The sequence below is a fragment of the Micromonospora sediminicola genome, from assembly GCF_900089585.1.
Taxonomy (GTDB): domain Bacteria; phylum Actinomycetota; class Actinomycetes; order Mycobacteriales; family Micromonosporaceae; genus Micromonospora; species Micromonospora sediminicola.
The window spans coordinates 2551789-2569933 of record NZ_FLRH01000003.1 but is presented as its reverse complement, the minus strand read 5'-3'; the positions used below and the strand labels follow the sequence as shown (position 1 = coordinate 2569933).

Annotated in this window: 16 protein-coding genes; 3 read left to right on the top strand and 13 right to left on the bottom strand. The window is 73.7% G+C overall.

Annotated features, from left to right (window positions below; all coding sequences use genetic code 11):
• The first annotated feature begins 80 nt into the window (after positions 1–80).
• The gene (locus tag GA0070622_RS12625; RefSeq protein WP_091573483.1) at positions 81–1919 is read left to right on the top strand and encodes a thiamine pyrophosphate-requiring protein; all 1839 of its coding nucleotides are present in this window, start codon (positions 81–83) and stop codon (positions 1917–1919) included.
• 4 nt (positions 1920–1923) lie between these two features.
• Here GA0070622_RS12625 and GA0070622_RS12620 read toward each other — a convergent pair whose 3' ends face one another.
• From GA0070622_RS12620 to GA0070622_RS12600, 5 genes are all read right to left on the bottom strand, one after another.
• Positions 1924–2484 (bottom strand): dihydrofolate reductase family protein, encoded by a 561-nt coding sequence (locus GA0070622_RS12620; RefSeq protein ID WP_091577258.1) that lies wholly within the window; start codon positions 2482–2484, stop codon positions 1924–1926.
• A 236-nt stretch (positions 2485–2720) separates the two neighbouring features.
• Positions 2721–4922, bottom strand: a complete 2202-nt coding sequence (locus GA0070622_RS12615) for a transglycosylase domain-containing protein (protein ID WP_091573482.1) — start codon at positions 4920–4922, stop codon at positions 2721–2723.
• Positions 4923–5025: 103 nt separating this feature from the next.
• Complete coding sequence (locus GA0070622_RS12610; protein ID WP_091573481.1) at positions 5026–5829, bottom strand: hypothetical protein; 804 nt, start codon at positions 5827–5829, stop codon at positions 5026–5028.
• 130 nt (positions 5830–5959) lie between these two features.
• Positions 5960–7066: an SPFH domain-containing protein gene (locus GA0070622_RS12605; protein WP_091573480.1), complete on the bottom strand. Its 1107-nt coding sequence runs from the start codon at positions 7064–7066 to the stop codon at positions 5960–5962.
• A gap of 5 nt (positions 7067–7071) precedes the next feature.
• A complete protein-coding gene (locus GA0070622_RS12600; protein WP_091573479.1) occupies positions 7072–7545 on the bottom strand; it encodes an NfeD family protein in 474 nt (157 codons plus the stop codon).
• An 88-nt stretch (positions 7546–7633) separates the two neighbouring features.
• On the opposite strand from GA0070622_RS12600, the gene GA0070622_RS12595 reads away from it, so the two are divergent.
• On the top strand, positions 7634–8947 hold the full coding sequence (locus GA0070622_RS12595) for a serine hydrolase domain-containing protein (RefSeq protein WP_091577255.1): 1314 nt from the start codon (positions 7634–7636) through the stop codon (positions 8945–8947).
• A gap of 143 nt (positions 8948–9090) precedes the next feature.
• Here GA0070622_RS12595 and GA0070622_RS12590 read toward each other — a convergent pair whose 3' ends face one another.
• Positions 9091–9903, bottom strand: a complete 813-nt coding sequence (locus GA0070622_RS12590; RefSeq protein ID WP_091577252.1) for a DUF3097 domain-containing protein — start codon at positions 9901–9903, stop codon at positions 9091–9093.
• A gap of 161 nt (positions 9904–10064) precedes the next feature.
• Between GA0070622_RS12590 and GA0070622_RS12585 the strand changes: the two genes are divergently transcribed.
• Complete coding sequence (locus GA0070622_RS12585) at positions 10065–10859, top strand: hypothetical protein (RefSeq protein ID WP_091573478.1); 795 nt, start codon at positions 10065–10067, stop codon at positions 10857–10859.
• 9 nt (positions 10860–10868) lie between these two features.
• Here GA0070622_RS12585 and GA0070622_RS12580 read toward each other — a convergent pair whose 3' ends face one another.
• From GA0070622_RS12580 to GA0070622_RS12550, 7 genes are all read right to left on the bottom strand, one after another.
• Positions 10869–11648, bottom strand: a complete 780-nt coding sequence (locus GA0070622_RS12580; protein ID WP_091573477.1) for an HAD-IIA family hydrolase — start codon at positions 11646–11648, stop codon at positions 10869–10871.
• A gap of 36 nt (positions 11649–11684) precedes the next feature.
• The gene (locus GA0070622_RS12575; protein WP_091573476.1) at positions 11685–12716 is read right to left on the bottom strand and encodes a ferrochelatase; all 1032 of its coding nucleotides are present in this window, start codon (positions 12714–12716) and stop codon (positions 11685–11687) included.
• A 134-nt stretch (positions 12717–12850) separates the two neighbouring features.
• Entirely contained in the window at positions 12851–13618 is a 768-nt protein-coding gene (gene fabI, locus GA0070622_RS12570; protein WP_091573475.1) for an enoyl-ACP reductase FabI, read from the bottom strand.
• 24 nt (positions 13619–13642) lie between these two features.
• Positions 13643–14347 carry a beta-ketoacyl-ACP reductase gene (gene fabG, locus GA0070622_RS12565; RefSeq protein ID WP_091573474.1) on the bottom strand — a complete coding sequence of 235 codons (705 nt, stop codon included), beginning with the start codon at positions 14345–14347 and terminating at the stop codon, positions 13643–13645.
• Positions 14348–14930: 583 nt separating this feature from the next.
• Complete coding sequence (locus GA0070622_RS12560; protein WP_091573473.1) at positions 14931–15881, bottom strand: VWA domain-containing protein; 951 nt, start codon at positions 15879–15881, stop codon at positions 14931–14933.
• The gene (locus GA0070622_RS12555) at positions 15878–16870 is read right to left on the bottom strand and encodes a DUF58 domain-containing protein (protein WP_176559001.1); all 993 of its coding nucleotides are present in this window, start codon (positions 16868–16870) and stop codon (positions 15878–15880) included. Before GA0070622_RS12555 ends, GA0070622_RS12560 begins: the two co-directional genes overlap by 4 nt.
• Positions 16849–17955, bottom strand: coding sequence for an AAA family ATPase (locus GA0070622_RS12550; RefSeq protein ID WP_091573471.1), 1107 nt, complete (start codon positions 17953–17955; stop codon positions 16849–16851). The genes GA0070622_RS12555 and GA0070622_RS12550 overlap by 22 nt, the downstream gene beginning before the upstream one ends.
• Positions 17956–18145 lie beyond the last annotated feature (190 nt).

Genomic DNA, 18145 nt, shown 5'->3' with positions numbered 1-18145 from the left:
CCCGGCGCGGGCCGGTTTCCCCCGCCCGAGGCGGGGAAGGGACCGGGGAAGCGGACAGCGGCGACGAAGGGACCACCACGATGGGCGCGGACCACAGCGGGGACGGCGGGCTGCCCCGCAACGCCACGGTCGCCGACTACCTGGTGGCCCGTCTCGCCGAGTGGGGGGTGCACCGCTACTACGGCTACCCGGGCGACGGGATCAACGGGATGACCTCGGCCCTGCAACGCGCCCAGGACCGCGCCCGGTTCATCCAGGTGCGCCACGAGGAGACCGCCGGCTTCGCGGCCGGCGCGCACGTCAAGTACGGCGGCGGCCCGCTCGGCTGCGTGGTGGTGACCAGCGGCCCGGGCGCGATCCACGCGCTCAACGGCCTCTACGACGCCAAGCTCGACCACCAGCCGGTGGTGGCGCTGCTCGGACACACCGCGCTGCCCGCCGAGGGCGGCGGCTACTACCAGGAGGTGGACCTGCTCGCGCTCTACAAGGACGTGGCGTCGGCGTTCCTGGCCCAGCTCGACGACCCGTCCCAGGCCCGGCACCTGGTGGACCGGGCCTGCCGCACGGCGCTGGCCCGGCGTACCGTGACCGCCCTGGTCCTCCCCTCCGACGTGCAGGACGAACCGGCGGTGCCGCAGCCGCCGCACGCGCACGGCTACTACCACACCAGCGCCGTGCCGAGCAGCCCGCCGACCGTGCCACCGGCGGACGACGTCCGCCGGGCGGCCGAGGTGCTGCGCGGCGGCGAACGGGTCGCGATGCTGGTCGGCCAGGGCGCGCTCGGCGCCGAGGACGAGGTACGCCGGATCGCCGACCGGCTCGGCGCCGGGGTGGCCACCGCGCTGCTCGGCTTCGCCGCCGTCGACCACCGGCAGCCCTGGGTCACCGGCGCCATCGGCCTGCTCGGCAGCCGCCCGAGCTGGCAGCTCATGCGGGAGTGCGACCGGCTGCTGATCGTCGGCAGCCAGATGCCGTACTCCGAGTTCTATCCGCCGGAGGGGCAGGCCCGGGCGGTGCAGATCGACCGGGACGGCAGCCGGATGGGGCTGCGCTACCCCACCGAGGTCAACCTGACCGGCGACGCCGGGCCGACGCTGCGCGCCCTGCTGGACGAGCTGGGCCCGGGCCCGGCGCCGACCGCCTGGCGGGCCACCATCGCCGACGCCACCGGAAAGTGGCGGGCGGCGCAGCGCGAGCTGGCCGAGCAACCGGCCGAGCCGCTCAACCCGCAGCTGCTGTTCGCCACGCTCGACGACGCGCTGCCCGACGACGCCATGCTCGCCGTCGACTGCGGCACCGCCACCGCCTGGTACGCCCGGCACCTGCGGGTCCGCCCGGGCATGCTGGCCAGCCTCTCCGGCACGCTGCTGTCGATGGGCGGGGGCATGCCGTACGCGCTGGCGGCGAAGTTCGCCCACCCGGACCGCCCGGTGATCGCACTGATCGGTGACGGGGCGATGCAGATGAACGGCGTCAACGAGCTGATCACGGTGGCGAAGTACTGGCGGGAGTGGGCCGACCCCCGGTTCGTGGTGCTGGTGCTCAACAACCGGGACCTGGCGTTCGTCAGCTGGGAGCAGCGGTCGAGCGAGGGCACGCCGATGTTCCCGGACAGCCAGGACCTGCCGGACGTGGCGTACCACCGGTGGGCCGAGGTGCTCGGGCTCGGCGGCGAGCTGGTCGACTCCCCGGACCGGGTGCCGGAGATGTGGCAGCGGGTGCTGCGCGCCGACCGGCCGACCGTGATCAACGCGGTGGTCGACCCGGCGGAGCTGATGCTGCCGCCGCACTTCACCGCCGAACAGGCCCGCAAGACGGCCGCCGCGGTGCTGCGCGGGGACAGCGACCGCGCCGGCATCCTCCGTCGCGGCGTGCCCGCCGCCCTCGCCACCTACCGCCCCCGCCGCCGCGGCCGGTGACCGGTCACGCCCGCGCGTAGCGCAGCAGCACCGAGCGGCAGTCGAAACCGCGCGTGTCGACCAGCCGCAGGTCCTGCCGGGCCAGGTCGGGCAGCACCTGCCGTCCGCCGCCGAGCAGCACCGGGTGCACCACCACCTGGAACTCGTCGACCAGCCCGAGCGCGGCCAACGCGGTCGCCGCGCCGGTGCCGCCGGTGAGCAGCAGATCCCCGTCGAGCTGGTCGCGCACCTCGACCACCTCCGCGGCCAGGTCGCCGCCGCCGACCACCCGGGCGCCGTGGTCGGCCTCGGCGAGCGTGCGGGAGACGACCACCTTCGGGGTACACCGCCAGATCGGCGCGAACGCCAGGTCGTGCGGGTGGTCGGAGATCGACTCGACCCGAGGCCAGTAGGAGGACATCATCTCCCACACCCGCCGCCCGTAGAGGAACGCGCCGGCCCGCTCGGACAGCTCCTGGGAGTACGCGGACAGCTCCTCCCCCATCTCCGGCCAGTCGAACTCGCCGTTCGGCCCCTCGATGAAGCCGTCGACCGACTGGTGCACCCAGTAGATGATCTTGCCCATGGTGTGTTCCTCCGCGTACCGGTGCGCCCCGACGGGCGCGCTCACCGGTGGGTCGGAGCCGCCGCGACGGATCCGACACCCCCGCGACGATTCTTGTCCAGGACGGCCGGCCTCCGGGTGCGTGACCCGCACCGACATCGGGGCTCCGGCGCACCTGCGCGCGGGACGCCGCCCTGCCGGGTCAGGCGGCCCCCGCCGCTACCGGACGCGGTGAGCGGCGGGAACCCGCCTGACCGCTAGCCGCGGCCCTGGAGCCAGCGGAGCAGGTCCGACGGGAGGTTGTCGCGGTTCTCGTCGCGCGGGGTGGGACGCTGGGGTTCCTCGCGCGGCTGCGGGCGCCGCGGTTCACCGGCCAGTTCCCGGCTGGGCGCGGTGAAGTCGCGCACCGGCTTGCCGGCGACGGCCGCCTTGATGGTCCGGGCCACCGCGTCGATCACCTTCGCCTGCACGGCGGAGCCGACCAGGTCGGTGGAGTCGTCCGGGTTGGCCGCGATGCCGGCGACGGCGACCTGCGGGGTGAACCCGACGAACGTCTCGGTGGCGTTCCGCTCCGAGCTGCCGGTCTTGCCGGCCACCGGACGGTCCACGATCCGGTCGACGCCGGTGGCGGTGCCGCCGTTGCACTGCCCGTACGCCGACTGCTGGCCCACCGGGCAGCGGGCCGCGTCGGTGGCCGCCCGGGCCACGTCCGGCTCCAGCACCTTCTTGCAGTTCGGCTGCCCGACGTCGACCTTCCCGCCGTCCGGCGCGGTCACCGAGACCACCGGCAGCGGGGAGCAGTACGTGCCCTCGGCGGCCACCGTCGCGTACGCGTTGGCCAGGTCCAGCGGCGTGGTGGCGGCCACGCCGAGGGTGAACGCGCCCCAGTCCGCGGCGTCGTTCCGGGCGAACGCGGCATCCGAGTCGGCCCGGAAGGTGATGCCGAGACGCTGCGCCATCTCCACCACCTTGTCCTCGCCGACCTGCTCGGCGAGCCAGACGAAGTACGTGTTGACGGAGCGGCCGAAGCCGTCCCACATCATCCGGTAGCCGTCCATCCACTCCGGGTTGGCGTTGGCCGGGCACCACGTGCCGTCGCAGTTGCCCTCGTCGTCGGAGGCGTAGCGGGTGGGCAGCTTGCTCGGGGCGTCGAAACCGGTCGCCAGCGGCTTGCCGGCCTCCAACGCGGCCAGCATGGTGAACAGCTTGAACGTCGAGCCGGCCTGGTAGCCGTCGACGCTGGCGCCACCGGAGATCAGCGGGTTGACCGTGTTCGGGTGGTTGGCCTGCCCGGCCGGGTTGTCGGCCAGGCTGTAGTGCCGGTTGACCGCCATGGCGAGCACCCGGCCGGTGCCCGGCTCGACCGCCGCGATCGGCAGCGCGCGCTTGTCGTCGTACCCGTAGACCTTGGTGGCCTGCTGCTGCGCGGTCTGCTGAACCTTCGCATCGAGCGTGGTGGTCACCCGGTAGCCGCCGCGGCGCAGCGCCTGCTCCCGCTCCTCCGGGGTGCTGCCGAACGCCGGCTGGGTGAGCCACCACTGGCGCAGGTAGTCGCAGAAGAAGCCCCAGTCGTCGCGGCCCTGCGCGGTCGCGGTGCAGCCGTTGGGCTGGGCGGTCGGGCGCAGGGTGAGCGGCGCGGCCTTGGCCGCCGCCGCCTGCTGCGCGGTGATCGCGCCGGTCTCCACCATCGAGTCCAGCACGTACGCCCGGCGGGCCGTGGCCTGGTTCTTGTCGCCGTCGATCGGGCTGTACGCGTCCGGCGACTGGACCAGGCCGGCGAGCAGCGCCGCCTCGCCGAGCGTCAGGTCGGCCGGGGCCTTGCCGAAGTAGCGCTGGGCGGCGGCGGCGACGCCGTACGCGCCGGAGCCGAAGTACGCGATGTTGAGGTAGCGGTTGAGGATCTCGTCCTTGCTCAGCGACTGCTCCAGCGCGTTCGCGTACCGGATCTCCTGGAGCTTGCGCCCGACGGTCTGCTCGGTGGCGGCCTGCCGCTCCTCGGCGGTGCGGGTCGGGTCGGTCTTGAGCACGTTGCGGACGTACTGCATGGTCAGCGTGGAGCCGCCCTGCTCGGTGCCGCCGCCCTTGACGTTGGCGACCAGCGCGCGGGCGATGCCGCGCAGGTCGGCGCCGCCGTGCGAGTAGAACCGCCGGTCCTCGGCCGCGATGATCGCCTGCCGCATCACCGGGGCGATCTCGGCCAGCGGCACGTCGGTGCGGTTCACGTCGTAGAACGTGGTGATCAGGGTCTTGCCGTCGTTCGCGTAGAGGTAGGAGCGCTGCGGCTGGACGGGGGTGCGCAGCGCGTCGGGCAGCTCCTCGTACGCCCCGAGGCTCGCCTTGGCGACGAGCCCGCCGAGCAGGCCGGTCGGCAGCGCGGCCAGCGCGAGGACGAGCCCGGCGAGCACGCCGGCGAGCAGCACGGTGAGGAGCCGCGACAGCGGCGACCGGGGAGACGGCATGGGCTCCAGGATTGCCGCGAAAGCCGCCTACCGGCCACTTCGCCAGGCAACTGTCAGTTACCTCACGGCAACCGCTCAGTTTCCGCCGGGCCGGGGAATCCGGTCATCCGGCGGCAAGCGGGCCGTCCGGTGACGAGGGCGCGGCCGGGGCGGCGGCGACGCTGGCGGTGGCCGCGTCCCGGGCGATCGTCTCCGGGACGAGGCGACCCGAGCGGTAGCCGATGCCGATGCCGGCGACCAGCACGAAGATCGCCCCGAACGTCTGGAGCGAACCGATCAACGCGCCGCCCAGGCCGAGCAGCGGAGCGGCGATCATCAGCATGGTGCCGTCGCCGTAGGAGAACATCCCCGAGCGGGCCACCGACCAGCCGGTGAGGAACCACCCCACGCTGTAGCAGGTCGCCCCGAACAACACGATGCCGCGCGCGGTCAGCCCGAACACCGGCGTCTGCTCGGCCAGCCCGGCGAACGGCAGCATCAGCACCATCCCGCCGATGCTGGCCAGCAGCCCGGCCAGGGCGATCCGGCGGCAGCGGGTGGCGGCGAGCAGGCCGGTGAGCGCGAGCAGGGCGAGCAGCCCGAGCCAGACCGACGCCACCCAGCCGACCAGGTAGAGCGGCTGCCCGTCGGCCGGGTAGGGGTCGTTGCCCACCCCGCCGTCGCTGGCCATCGCCACTACGCCGTAGAGGACCGCGTACGCGGGCAGCAGCCAGACCGCCGCGCGGGCGAACCGGCGTACCGACCAGGCCCAGCTCGCGTCCGTGGCCGGCGCGCCCCGCCCCGGCTCGGAGACGAACGGCAGGACCCCGAACCCACCCCCGGTACGCCGCGAGCCGAGCGGTCCACCGGGATCGTGCGCGCCGGGGACCGGGGTCCGGGAGAAGAGCCGGTTCGCCGGTTCCTTCATGCGTCACCTCGCTCGCGCCACGGGCCGCCCGGGACACGCAAACGGCGCTCCGGGCCTGGTCACCATCCGTCCTCTGCACCGATGGTGGCAGGCGCCGGAGCGCCGTATGAGCGATTCTCGGATTTGCCGGTCAGCCCCGCTCGCGCTGGTCCGACGGGTCGTTGAGCAGGCTCGCCGGGGAGACCGGCTCCGGGGCCGGCAGGCCCTGGGGGGCGTTGCCACCGGTGGCCTGCGCCTCCGCGACGCGTACCTCGTCGTGGATCTCCTGGGCCGCGACGGCCGCGGCCTGGGCCGCCTCGGCGGCCTCCCGCTCGACCTCGCCGGCGGTCTGGCTGGCCCCCGGCGCCGGCGCGTCGCCGGCCATGTTGGCCAGGCCGCCCAGCGCGCCGCCCATGCCCTCCAGGGCCTTGGTCAGCTCGGTCGGGACGATCCACACCTTGTTGGCCGTGCCGTTGGCGATCTGCGGCAGCGCCTGGAGGTATTGGTAGGCCAGCACCTTCTGGCTCGGGTTGGCGGTGTGGATCGCGTCGAAGACGGTGCGGATGGCCTTGGCCTGACCCTCGGCCTGGAGGATCCGGGCCTGCCGGTCACCGTCGGCGCGCAGCACCGCGGCCTGCTTCTCACCCTCGGCGGTGAGGATCTGCGACTGCTTGTGCCCCTCGGCGTTGAGGATGGCGGCGCGGCGGTCCCGCTCGGCTCGCATCTGCTTCTCCATCGAGTCACGGATGCTCGGCGGCGGCTCGATCGCCTTGATCTCGACCCGGGTCACCTTGATGCCCCAGCGGCCGGTGGTCTCGTCCAGCACGCCGGACAGGTGCCGGTTGATCTCCTCGCGGCTGGTCAGCGCGCGCTCCAGGTCCAGCGAGCCGATCACGTTACGCAGCGTGGTGACGGTGAGCTGCTCGATCGCCTGGAGGAAGTTGGAGATCTCGTAGGTCGCCCGGACCGAGTCGACCACCTTGAAGTAGAGGACGGTGTCGATCGAGACGACCAGGTTGTCCGAGGTGATCACCGGCTGGGGCGGGAAGCTGACCACCTGCTCGCGCAGGTCGACCTTGGTGCGCACCGCGTCCACGAACGGCACCAACAGGTTGAGACCCGGGTTCAGCGTCCGCTTGTACTTACCGAGCCGCTCCACCACGTCCTGACGCTGCTGCGGCACGATCCGCACCGCCTTGGCCAGCGTCACCACCACGATGACCGCCACGGCGATCAACAGGATCGCTGCAAACTCCATATGGTTCACCCTCTCGCTTCGGGCAGCTCGCCCGGGGCGGAAATGTCGTCCTGCCAGACCAGGGCGGTCGCGCCCCGGACCTTTATCACCTGCACGCGCTCACCCGGCGCGTAGCGTTGCGTCGCGTCGTACGACCGGGCCGTCCACAGCTCACCGTCGATCTTGACCATCCCGTGGTCGGCGTCCACCGCCTCCAGGACCACCGCGCTCGACCCCTCGATCGCCTCGACGCCGAACGGCTGCTCGCCGGTCTCCAGCGCCGACCGGGCGTTACGGCGGATCACCGGCCGCACCACCGCCAGCGAGAGCGCCGAGACGACGGCGAAGACCACCGCCTGGAGCGCCACCGGGGCACCCAGCGCCGCGGCGCCGGCGGCGGCGAACGCGCCGACGCCGAACATGATCAGGAACAGCGTCGTCGTGAAGATCTCGGCGACCGCCAGCACCACACCCAGCACGATCCAGAACACGGCGTCCACGAGACCAATCGTGACACGTCAACGCACGTGTCATCGAACTGTCATGATCGCTAGGCTCGGCGCAGTGCCCGCCGACGAGGAGGACGAGATGGCTCTGCTGCCCGAGACCGCACGCCGGGTTGACCTGCTGGTCGCCCGGGCCCAGGCCGAGGGGCACGCCCCGTCGCTCGCCCTCGGCGTGGTCCGCGACGGCGGGCTGGCACACCTGGCGGTCGCCGGCGAGCAGCCCCGCCCGGACGGCGACCTGCAGTACCGGATCGGCTCGATCACCAAGACCATGACCGCCGTGCTGGTGATGCAGCAACGCGACGCCGGGCGGCTGGCGCTGGACGACCCACTCGACACCCACCTGCCCGGCACCCCGGTCGGCGCGCTCACCGTGCGCCAGCTGCTCGGGCACGCCAGCGGCCTGCAACGCGAGCCGGACGGGCACTGGTGGGAACGCGCCGAGGGGGCCGACCTGGACACGCTGCTCGCCGGGCTGACGCCGGCGAAGATCGCCCACCCGCCGCACCGCGTCTACCACTACTCGAACCTGGCGTACGGGCTGCTCGGCGGCGCGCTGGAGCGGATCACCGGCACGCCCTGGGCCGACCTGGTGCGGGAGCGGCTGCTGGAGCCGCTCGGCATGCGCCGCACCACCTTCCACCCGACCGAGCCGTACGCCCCGGGCTACGTCGTGCACCCCTGGCACGACACGCTGCGGGAGGAGCCGCGTACCGACACCGCGGCGATGGCGCCGGCCGGGCAGCTCTGGTCCACCGTCGCGGACCTGGCCCGCTGGGCGACGTTCCTGGCCGACCCGGACCCGGCGCTGCTCGACCCGGCCACCCTGACCGAGATGTGCGCGCCGGTGTCGATCAGCGACCTGGACTCCTGGACCGGCGGGCACGGCCTCGGCGTGGAGCTCTACCGGGTCGGCGACCGGGTCTACGTGGGCCACGGCGGCTCCATGCCCGGATACGTCGCCGGCCTGACCGTGCACCGGCCCACCGGCACCGCCGTGGTCGACTTCGCCAACTCGTACGGCCTGCGCGGCGGGCACCACATCTCCGGGCTCGGCCGCGACGTGCTCACCCACGTGCTCGACGCCGAGCCGCCGCTGCCCGCCCCGTGGCGCCCGGCCACGCCGCCCGGAGCCGAGGCGGCCGAGCTGGCCGGTCACTGGTGGTGGATGGGCCTGGCGCACGAGTTCCACGTCGACGCCGCCGGCGACCTGGTGGGCGGTCCGGCGGGGCGGGCACCGTTGCGCTTCACCCCGGAGGGACCGGACCGCTGGCGCGGCCACTCCGGCTCCCAGCACGGCGAGATCCTCACCGTCATCCGCGACGAGGCCGGAACCCCTGTCGCGCTCGACATCGCCACCTTCGTCCTGACCCGCACCCCCCACCAAACCCCCTGACCCAACCGCGAGGGCGGTGATCAAGGGGTTTGGGTGTGGATCTCCAGGCGGGCGTGAACTCCTTGATCACGGAGCAGGGAGGGCGGGGCGGGGATCGGGCCGGCTGGGCCACGGTCTCGTGGTCGACGGCAGCACTGAAACCACTACGCAGGCGAGGTCACGAAGTCGATCAACCGCTCCATGGCGTTGATCAGTGGCGTCTCCACGTCGGCGAAACTGTCCACCCGGGACAGGATGTGCCGCCACATGTCCGCCGGCTCGGCCACCCCGAGCGCGGCGCAGACGCCCTCCTTCCACGGCCGGCCGGGAGGCACCACCGGCCACGCCGCGATGCCCAGCGCCGCCGGCCGCACCGCCTGCCACACGTCGACGTAGGGGTGCCCGGTGACCAGCACGTACGGCGAGTCCACCCGCGCCACGATCCGACTCTCCTTGGAGCCGGCCACCAGGTGGTCGACCAGCACGCCGAGCCGCCGATCCGGGCCGGGCGCGAACGCGCGCACGTCCGCGGGGAGGTCGTCGATGCCGTCGAGCGGCTCCACCACCACGCCCTCGATCCGCAGGTCGTCGCCCCAGATCCGCTCCACCAGCGCGGCGTCGTGCACGCCCTCCACCCAGATCCGGCTGGCCTTGGCGACCTGCGCCCGTACGCCGTCCAGCGCGATCGAGCCGGACGCGGTGCGCCGCCGGGCGGCCGGCACCGGCGCGCGGACCGGCCGGCGCAGGGTGACCGGGCGGCCGTCGAGCAGGAACGCGGCGGGCAGCAGCGGGAAGTTGCGCCGCCGCCCGTGCCGGTCCTCCAGCACCACGGCGCCGGACTCGAAGCCGACCACCACGCCGCAGAACCCGGAGTCGGCGTCCTCGACCACCAGGTCGGGTTCGGCGTCGACCTCCGGGATCGCCTTCCGTCGCCGCCAGTCGCCCGCCAGCACGTCCCCGTCGTATCGCCCCGCCATGACGATCACGCTAACCACCGGCCCGGCGTGTCGCTCGCCGACGCGCCGACCGTGACGCCACCGGGCGACACGAAACGGTGCGAAGGGGGTAGTTGGGGGCAGGTCACGCCGCCGGAGCGGCAGCCGAGACAGCGGCGGCGGGGAGCACGTACCCTTTCCGCATGTCCTCCCCCGCAACGGGCGCGGCCACGCTGGCTCCGCGCCGGTCGAGCCGGTTCGTCGCCTGGGTACGTGCCTGGCGCGCCGGCCTGGTGCCCTTCGACGAGGTCGCCGACGCCATCGCCGGCGACGAGGAGCATCTGGTCGCGGACGCGCCCGGCACCTGGACCGACGTGTCCCTGCGGGAGGCGCTGCCCAGCCTGGCCCGGCACTCCCCGGACGAGATCCGCCTGGTGCTGCCCGCGCCCGGCGACCCGCGCGGCCTGCCCGGCCCCGGTGACTTCACCGGCGCGGCCCTGCTCGCCGGCGAGGCCGTGGTGGCCAGCGGGCTCGGGCTGGTGCCGGAGGTCCGCACCCACACCTCCGGCTCGGGCATGACCTGGGAGACGGTGCTCTGGCGGGTGCACCCGCTGCCCGCCGACGCGCCGAAGGCGTCGCTCACCTCGCCCGGCGCGGCCGAGGCGGAGGCGGAGCTGGCCGCCGCGCTGGCCGAGACGACTGCGGCGCTGACCCGGCTGGACGTCGCCCAGTGGCGCCCGGAGCTGGCCGGCGCGCTCGCCGCGCTGCGCCGCCCCGACGGCACCACCGACCTTCCCCCGGGCTTCGACCCGCGGGCGCGCCGGCTGTTCGCCCGCGCGGCCGTGCTGGACCGGGTGCTCGCCCTGGCCGGGGAGAGCGCCCCCGGCGGCGCGGTGAACACGTTCGAGGCCCAGCAGCGGGACGCGGCGCTGCGACCGCTGACCACCGCCTGCCGACAGGCCCTGGTGGCCGCCTGCAACGCCCCGCTGCGGCTGTGACGCCCCGGCTCAGATCTCGTCGATGAGGTCCGCCACCGAGTCGACGATCCGGGACGGCCGGTAGGGGTAGCGCTCCGCCTCGACCCGGCTGCTGATGCCCGTGAGCACCAGGATCGTCTCCAGCCCGGCCTCCAGGCCGCAGAGGATGTCGGTGTCCATCCGGTCACCGATCATCGCGGTGGACTCCGAGTGCGCGTCGATGGTGTTCAACGCCGAGCGCATCATCATCGGGTTCGGCTTGCCGACGAAGTAGGGATCCACCCCGGTCGCCTTGGAGATCATCGCGGCCACCGAGCCGGCCGCCGGCAGCGCGCCCTCGACCGACGGGCCGGTGGCGTCCGGGTTGGTGCAGATGAACCGGGCGCCGTCGTTGATCAGCCGGATCGCCTTGGTTATCGCCTCGAAGCTGTAGGTGCGGGTCTCCCCCAGCACCACGTAGTCCGGGGCGAAGTCGCTGAGCACGTAGCCCACGGCGTGCAGCGCCGTGGTCAGGCCGGCCTCACCGATCACGTACGCGGTGCCGCCCGGCCGTTGGTCGGCCAGGAACTGCGCGGTGGCCAGCGCGGACGACCAGATCGCCTCCTCCGGCACGTCCAGCCCCATCCGGGCCAGCCGGGCCTGGAGGTCGCGCGGGGTGTAGATGGAGTTGTTCGTCAGCACCAGGAACGGCTTGCCGGAGGCGCGCAGCTTCTGGACGAACTCCGGGGCGCCGGGCACCGGCTGCCCCTCGTGCACCAGCACGCCGTCCATGTCGGTGAGCCAGCTCTGCACCGGCTTGCGGTCATGCATCGTGTCGTCCCCAGGGGTGTCGGTGGTCGGTCGGGCTCAGGGCCGGCGGGCCGCGGGCACGCAGCACAGCGCCGGGCAGGTGTCCCAGGCCGGCAGTTCGCCGAGGCGGCGGCGCAGCCGCTCCCCGTCGGGAGCGGTGCGCTCCGCGACCAGCTCCCGGACCATCGCCACGAACCGTGGGTCGGTGCCCGGCGTGCCGGCGCGGACGAAGTCCAGGCCGAGCTGCTTGGCCGTCTCCAGCGCCTCGGTGTCCAGGTCCCAGACCACCTCCAGGTGGTCGGAGACGAAGCCGATCGGGCTCACCACCACGCCGGTCACGCCCTGCTCGGCCAGGCTGGTCAGGTGGTCGTTGATGTCCGGCTCCAGCCACGGCACCTGCGGCGGGCCGGACCGGCTCTGCCAGACCAGGTCGTACGGCAGGTCCGGGGCCGCGGCGGCGTGCACCAGCCGCGCGGTCTCCTCCAACTGGGCGGTGTACCGGCCGCCGTGCGGGCCGGCGGTGGCGGCCGCCGAGGCCGGGATCGAGTGCGCGGTGAAGACCAGCCGGGTGCTGTCCCGCTTCGCGGGGTCGAGCTGGGCGAGCGCGGCGCGGACCGCGTCGGCGTGCGGCTCGACGAAGCCCGGGTGGTCCCAGAACTGGCGCAGCTTCTCGATCAGCGGGGCGTCCGGGCCGACCGCGGCCCGCGCCGAGGCGATGTCCTCCTGGTACTGCCGGCAGGAGGAGTAGCCGCCGTATGCGCTGGTGACGAACGCCAGCGCCCGGGTGACCCCGTCGTCGCGCATCCGCGCCACCGTGTCGGCGAGCATCGGGTCCCAGTTGCGGTTGCCCCAGTAGACCGGCAGGTCGACGCCGTTGGCGGCGAAGTCCTCCCGGATCGCCGCGAGCAGGTCGCGGCACTGCTGGTTGATCGGGGACACCCCACCGAAGTGCAGGTAGTGCTCGGCCACCTCGGCCAGCCGCTCCGGCGGCACGCCCCGCCCCCGGGTGACGTTCTGCAGGAAGGGGAGCACGTCCTCGGGCCGCTCGGGACCACCGAAGGAGACCAGCACCAACGCGTCGTACGCCATGGCCCCTATTCTTCCCCGCCCGCCGTGACGCTCGTGCGACGCCCCCGGCTCATGGCGGTAACGCCCGAGCGGGCAATGTTAGGAGGGGCCCCTTGTTATGCAGAATGCGTTAACAAGGGGCCCCTCCTTACACCTCAGGCGCCGATGGCGTGGTAGCCGCCGTCGACGTGCACGATCTCGCCGGTGGTGGCCGGGAACCAGTCGGAGAGCAGCGCCAGGCAGGCCCGCGCGGCCGGCTCCTGGTCGGTGAGGTCCCAGCCCAGCGGGGCCCGCTGGGCCCACGCCTCCTCGAACTGGTCGAACCCGGGGATCGACTTGGCCGCGATGGTGCGCAGCGGCCCGGCGGCCACCAGGTTGCTGCGGATGCCCTGCTTGCCCAGGTGCAGCGCCAGGTAGCGGGAGGCGGACTCCAGGCCGGCCTTGGCCACGCCCATCCAGTCGTAGACCGGCCAGGCCTTGGTCGCGTCGAACGTGAGGCCCACCACCGCGCCGCCGGAGGACATCAGCGGCAGCGCCGCCATGGCGAGGGACTTGTAGGAGTAGGTGGAGACCTGGAGCGCGGTCGCCACGTCCGCCCACGGCGCGTCGAGGAAGCCGCCGCCGAGGCAGCTCTGCGGGGCGAACCCGATCGAGTGCACCACCCCGTCCAGGCCGTCAACGTGCTCGCGTACCCGGTCGGTCAGGCCGGCGAGGTGCTCGTCGTTCGTGACGTCCAGCTCGATCACCGGGGCCGGCTCGGGCAGGCGCTTGGCGATCCGCTCCACCAGGGAGAGCCGACCGTAGCCGGTGAGCACGACCTGGGCGCCGTTCTCCTGGGCGAGCTTCGCCACGGAGAAGGCGATCGAGGCGTCGGTGATGACGCCGGTGACCAGCAGCCGCTTACCGGCCAGGAGTCCGGACATTGCGCAGTTCCTCCGTGCTCTCTCTCAGTGACCCATGCCCAGGCCGCCGTCGACCGGGATGACGGCGCCGGAGATGTAGCCGGCCGCGTCCGAGGCCAGCCAGGTGACCACGGCGGCCACCTCCTCCGGCTCGGCGAACCGGCCGGCCGGGATGGCCTTGCGGTATTCGGTGCGGCGCTCCTCGGGCAGCGCCGCGGTCATGTCGGTGTCGATGAAGCCGGGCGCCACCACGTTCGCGGTGATGTTGCGGCTGCCCAGCTCGCGCGTGATGGAGCGGGCCACGCCCACCAGGCCGGCCTTGCTCGCGGCGTAGTTGACCTGACCGGCGCCGCCGTAGAGGCCGACCACCGAGGAGATGAAGATCATCCGGCCCCACCTGGCCCGGAGCATCTTCGTGGAGGCCCGCTTGGCGACCCGGAACGAGCCGGTCAGGTTCGTCTCCACCACCCGGGTGAACTGCTCGTCGGACATCCGCATGATCAGCGTGTCGTCGGTGATGCCGGCGTTGGCGACCAGCACCTCGACCGGGCCCAGCTCGGCCTCGACGGCGGCGAACGCGGCGTCGACGGAGTCGGCCTCGGTCACGTCGCAGCGCACCCCGAAGAACCCCTCGGGAGCCTCGCCGCTGCGGTAGGTCACCGCCACCCGGTCGCCCTGCTTGGCGAAGGCCTGCGCGATGGCCAGGCCGATCCCCCGGTTTCCGCCGGTCACCAGCACGGTACGGGCCACGGGTCCCCCTCTGCTCCTGATCTCTCGGTCGGTCGGAGCCTAGGGGTTACCGACAGGTAAGCGCTAACCCGACCAGGTCAGCGACGCGCGCGGCCGGCGGGCATCCACCGCTCGGCGGGGGTCACCCGGGGCCGGTCGGCCGAGCGCGCGCCCGACCCACCCCGGGTGTACGATGATCGCGTCTGCGGGCCGTTCTGCGCCCGCGCTCCGGGCCCCGCCGAACGCAGGAGGTGATCGCTGTGCGAGATAGCGATCCTCCCAGTCGTGGCCGGGCCCACCGTCAGCCCCGCTGAGCCACGGCTCGGTCGACGCGGCTGACCCGCTTCCCGCCCCCCGCACCGCATCCGCTCCCCGGCCCGCGCCGGGATCGGCCCTGCCGCGCGGCGGAGCACCCGGTCACGACTTCGTGTGCGTCCCTCCCGGTCCACCCTGCGGCCCGCGTCACCGGGCCGACCGTCGCCACGGAGCACAATCATGAGCCGTTACGCCGCCCCGCTGGGCTTCACTCTCGCCGCCGTCTGGGTGGCCGTCCTGTTCGTGCTGGCCGGCGGCGGTCACTGACCGCCGCCGACCCGCGCCCGGCTCAGATCAGGCGGGACGTCCAGAGCAGGCTCAGCCCACCGGCGCAGAGCGCCAGGAGCAACGCGATCCCCGCGTACCACTGGGTGATCTCGCGGGGCTCGGTGCGGTAGCCGATCGAGCTGCCCATGTCCTGGTAGACCTGTTTCAGCTCGCTCACCGACGCGGCCTCGTAGAAGAAGCCCTGGGTCGTCTCCGCCAGTTGGGAGAGCGCGCTGCGGTCCACCGGCACCCGCTGGAGCTGGCCGCCGATGTCGACCTGGCCCGAGTCGGTGCCGAAGGCGATGGTGGAGACCGGCACGTTCGCCGCCTGCGCCGCCGCGGCCGCCTCCTCCACCGACCGGCCCGACGTGCGGTAGCCGTCGGAGAGCAGCACGATCCGGGCGGGCGGGATGCCGGCGGCGCCGTCGGCCGGCACCGACCGGATCGCCTCCAGGCAGGTGAAGACCGCCTCACCGGTGGCGGTGGCCTCGGCCAGCACCAGCCCGTCGATGGCGGTGGTCACCGCGCCCCGGTCCTTGGTCGGCGGCACCAGCACGTTGGCCGACTTGGCGAACGAGACCAGCCCCAGGTTGTAGCTCTCCGGCAGCTCCCCGACGAACTGCTTCGCGGCCTCCTGCGCCGCCTCCAGTCGGTTCGGCGCCACGTCGTCGGCCTGCATGGACAGCGACACGTCGATGGCGAGCATCACGGTGGCCCGTTCCAGCGGCTCCCGGGTGTCGATCGCCGGCCGGGCCAGCCCGGTGGCCAGCACCAGCAGGCAGAGCAGGAACGCGGTGGCCGCGGCGTGCCGCCGCCAGCCGAGCCCCTTGGGCGCGAGCGTGCGCAGCAGGTCCACGTTGGTGAAGCGCAACGCGTACTGCCGGCGGTGCAGCTGCCGCCAGACGTACGCGGCGGCGAGGGCGAGCACCGGCAGCACGGCCAGCAGCCACCACGGTTGCAGAAATCGGATCATCGGGTCGTCCCTCGGGTACGGGCGTGCCGCTGCGCGGCGACGAAACGCACCATGTCCAGCAGCCAGTCTCGGTCGGTACGCAGGCGCAGGTGAGCCGCGCCGGCGGCGCGCAGCTCGGCGGCGATCGCCCCGCGCTGGGCGGCCGCCGCCTCGGCGTAGCGGCGGCGCAGCCCCGGGTCGGCGGTCTGCACCTCGTGCAGCTCCCCGCTCTCCGGGTCGACGACCGGCAGCACGCCCACGTCGGGCAGTTCCAGTTCACGCGGGTCGACGATCTCGACGGCCAGCACGTCGTGCCGGACCCGCAGCTTGCGCAGCGGGCGACCCCACTGCTGCGGCGGGGACAGGAAGTCGGAGATCACCACCGCGACGCCCCGCCGGCGCGGCGGCCGGTTGAGCATGTCCACCAGCGCGCCGAGGTCGCTGCGGCCGGGCTGGATCTCGGTGCCGGCGACCGCCCGCAGCAGGCCCTGCGCCTCCTTCCGCCCGGCCCGGGCGGGCAGCCGGTGCAGCGAGCCCGGCCCGGCGGGCGGGGAGCCGCCCCGCCACCGGCCGGGCGTCGCCGGCGCCCCGGTGCCGACCACCGCGCCGATCCGGTTGCCGCCGCGCACGGTGAGGTGGGCCAGCGCGGCCACCGCGGCGACCGCCACGTCCCGCTTGAGCCACCGCCCGGTGCCGAAGTCGAGGCTGGCCGACAGGTCGACCGCCAGCCAGGTCTCCAGCTCGCGGTCGGCCACCGTACGCCGCACGTGCGGCATGGTGGTGCGGGCGGTGACCGGCCAGTCCATCCGGCGGACGTCGTCGCCGGGGCGGTACTCCCGGGACTCCCCCGCCTCGCTGCCCGGGCCGGGCAGCAGGCCGGCGTAGTCGCCCTGGAGCAGCCCGTCCAGTTTGCGGGTGACCATGAGCTGCAGCCGGGCCAGTACGGCGCCCGAGCGGTCGCCGGTGGCCGGCAGCCGGGTGGGCGGGGTCACGGCCGCTGCCCGGGCCAACCGTTGTGCGGCACGGCCACCGGTGGTGGCGTGGCCTGCTGGCGGGGCGCGACCGCGGGCAGCGGAATGGTCGACATCACCCGGTGCACGATGTGGTCGGCCGGCACGTCGTCGGCGAGCGCGTCGTAGCTGAGCACCAGCCGGTGGCGCAGGATGTCCGGCGCGATGTCCTGCACGTCCTGCGGCAGGGCGTAGTCCCGGCCGCGCAGCAGCGCCAGCGCGCGGGTGGCCCGGACCAGGCCGAGCGAGGCACGCGGGCTGGCGCCGTACTGGATGAGCTGGGCCACGTCGGGCATGCCGTGCTCGGCCGGGGCGCGGGTGGCGAGCACAAGCCGGACCGCGTAGTCGACCAGCGCGTTGTGCACGAAGACCTGGTCGGCCTTGTGCTGCAGGGCGATCAGGTCCGGGGTGTCGAACACCCGGGTCGGCTCCGGTGGCGCCACGCCCATCCGGTAGACGATCTCGCGCTCCTCGGCGTCGGTGGGGTAACCCACCACGATCTTCATGAGGAAGCGGTCCCGCTGCGCCTCGGGCAGCGGGTAGACGCCCTCCTGCTCGATCGGGTTCTGGGTGGCCATCACCAGGAACGGGTCGGGCACCCGGTGACTCTCGCCGCCGATGGAGACCTGCCGCTCGCTCATCACCTCCAGCAGCGCCGACTGGACCTTGGCCGGCGCGCGGTTGATCTCGTCGGCGAGCAGGAAGTTGACGAAGACCGGGCCCAGCTCGACGTCGAACTTCTCGCTGGACTGCCGGTAGATCCGCGTGCCCATGATGTCGGCGGGCACCAGGTCCGGGGTGAACTGCACCCGGGCGAAGGAACCGCCGACCACCCGGGCCAGGGTCTCCACGGCGAGCGTCTTGGCCACCCCGGGCACGCCCTCCAGCAGGCAGTGCCCGCGGGCCAGCAGCGCGACGAACATCCGCTCGACCATCCGGTCCTGGCCGACGATCACCCGTTTGATCTCGAACAGCGCCCGCTCCAGCAGCGTGGCGTCCTGCGCCGGCGTGGTGGTCGCCGGCGGCGGCGCGTCCGGCGCCGCCTCGGTCGGGTTCGGCACGTCGGGCGTGGTCGGCTGGGCCACCGGTCCTCCACAGCTGGGTCGTCGTCGTGGCGTGGTGCGCGTTAAGACTGTCATGCCTAGCTGAGAGCCGAGGGCGGGAGAGGCACGATTCCGCCGCGCCGTCCCACCGCGCGGAAAACGCTGAACACGGGTGGACAACAAGGGGTCCGGCGTGTGTACGATTCACCCCGTCGCCGGGCGGCTCCCCCCG